The sequence below is a fragment of the Paenibacillus tarimensis genome, from assembly GCF_021532315.1.
In the GTDB taxonomy this organism is placed as follows: Bacteria; Bacillota; Bacilli; order Paenibacillales; family Paenibacillaceae; genus Paenibacillus_I; species Paenibacillus_I tarimensis.
In genome coordinates this window covers 1-1,562 of sequence record NZ_JAKGAO010000053.1, presented here as the reverse complement: position 1 = coordinate 1,562, position 1,562 = coordinate 1, and the positions used below count along the sequence as shown (strand labels likewise).

General features: G+C 38.0%; 2 protein-coding genes. Both read right to left on the bottom strand.

The annotated features are described in order from the left end of the window. Positions 1-347: 347 nt before the first annotated feature. Positions 348-1,028, bottom strand: a complete 681-nt coding sequence (locus L1N82_RS23050; RefSeq protein WP_235289812.1) for a hypothetical protein — start codon at positions 1,026-1,028, stop codon at positions 348-350. Positions 1,029-1,339: 311 nt separating this feature from the next. Continuing rightward, positions 1,340-1,562 (bottom strand): hypothetical protein (locus L1N82_RS23045; RefSeq protein ID WP_235289811.1); only part of this gene is annotated, 223 nt, incomplete at its 5' end.

Sequence of the window (1,562 nt, the reverse complement as noted above, 5' to 3'; positions counted from 1 at the left end):
AGGGTAAACCAAAACGGAGCAGGTCGAATGTTTCTGGAGAAGCGGTAGCGTCCGCCTTTTCTTGGGGATTCCATCCTTGCTTAATTGTTAAAGGAATCCATGAGCAACAGCGGCCCTTAAGAATATTCGAAATGCGCAGTAGCTTTTGTTTGGCCCGAATTAATACAGGGGGTGCCCCATGTCATCTTGAATGACTTATGGGACACCCCCGTAGAAAAATGGCTGAAAATCAGCCGTTTTTCTTTTCTTGACCCTAAGTTCCTATCCGTTTTAACTTAACCAGGAGGTAATCACAAAGTTGAAACTTCTCTTCTTGCAGGGCTTTCACTAAGGAAGTTAATTAAAAGTTATGCACCACCACTAGGGTCTCTAAAATCTAAGATGTATATCTCATAGCCAAAGTTGTCTGTGGGCCTAGTCGCACTAAAATTTGACGTGGAGCAACTGAACCATCCGCAGGAAGTATAAGACCAATTATACCACTTGGCATCATTCCATGACCAAATTTCACCTTGTTTATTCGGAGGTACTAGTACTTCAAAAGTATCGGTGAAAGTTGTTGAATTGGCAAACTCTACGCCAACTTGAGCTTTGAAAACTTTAGGGAATTCAGCATTAACAGAGATACTTGTTTTAGAAGAACTGCCTCTTTGTATGGTACGTGTCCATTTTTTTTCAGTGGTAGTAGTGTTTCTGTAATAAACATACTGATAATCGTACGCAAAGACTCCAGCATATCCTAGATAGTTGAATCCTTCAGAAGCCATTGCACCAATTTGATTTGTATTTTGGTCGATTGGAGAGTATTGCAAGCTTTTGCTGTTCTCCATTTTTTGTTGCCTGTACAGATTAGCATCTTCGGAACTTTCAAAATATAATAACGGAACTATTTCACTATTTTTTGTAGTAATATACTCAATTTTCGTAGGTTTTCCTTTTTGTGATGCATCCACATCCTTTGCTAGCACTTGACCTGGAAGAATCATAATTGATAAAACAAGAATCAAAACCGAAAATTTTTTAAACATAGCACACCTCTTTTTTCATTATTTTAGTTTTCTTACCAATATACCACTCAATCTTCCAAAAAAGCAAGAATTTACAATATTAACAAGATCCTTTCCTTTCCTAGAGGTATAGAGTATCCTATAACTAAAAACAGGAGGAAGATGACGTTGTTTAAATACGGACTATTCTTTTTATTTAGTGCGTTCAGCCATTATTTAATAGCATTATTATGGACACGCTATTTAATGCTTAAAGAGCTTGAAATAACAGGAAGGGTATCAGGCAATGTTATTGAAAACATTCCTTCGGAATTTTGGATTGTGTATAAAGCTCAACTCTTTCTTGCTGGTTTATTAATTGTTATCTCCCTCTTTAATAATAAGATTAGCAGTCTAGTAATTTCTAAGATCAAGCGGTAGTTCATGATGAATATTATTAGTACGGAGGTAGACAAAAGCACTACTCCTCCTGTAATGGTGGCATAGTTTTCTTCTCCCCCGTAACCGGCATCCCCAATAACCGTGCCGGGCAGGGCGCCTAGCGTATTCTTGACC